This is a genomic window from Roseomonas sp. KE2513 (assembly GCF_016107305.1).
In the GTDB taxonomy this organism is placed as follows: Bacteria; Pseudomonadota; Alphaproteobacteria; order Acetobacterales; family Acetobacteraceae; genus Roseomonas.
On record NZ_RCVR01000197.1, the window covers coordinates 1 to 426 of the forward strand.

1 pseudogene is annotated in these 426 nt (G+C 66.7%); it reads right to left on the reverse strand.

Annotated elements, in window-relative coordinates:
- Nucleotides 1–426 (reverse strand): annotated as a pseudogene (locus D9599_RS30935) (IS5 family transposase); the annotation flags it as partial.

The window sequence follows — 426 nt, forward strand, 5'->3', positions numbered from 1 at the left end:
GCCAGTCCTTCAGGCGGCCGAACATGTTCTCGATGCGGTGCCGCTGGCGGTAGAGGGCTTTGTCATAGGGGATCGGGACCTTGCGGCTCTTGCTTGAGGGTATGCAGGGCGCGATGCTGCGCTCGGTCAGGGCCTCGCGGAAGCGGTTGCTGTCGTAGCCCTTGTCGCCGAGCAGCTCCTTGGCGCGTGGCAGGCGGGGCAGCATCAGGGCTGCCCCTTTGTGGTCGCTCATCTGACCTTCGGACAGCAGCAGGACCACGGGGCGGCTCTTGCCGTCACAGACGGCATGGAGCTTGGAGTTCAGGCCGCCCTTGGTGCGCCCGATACGGCGGGGAACATCCCCTTTTTGAGAGGGCTGGCTGCTGTCCGGTGCGCCTTGAGGTGGGTCGCATCGATCATCAGGCGCTCGGGCTCCCCCGCGCGACC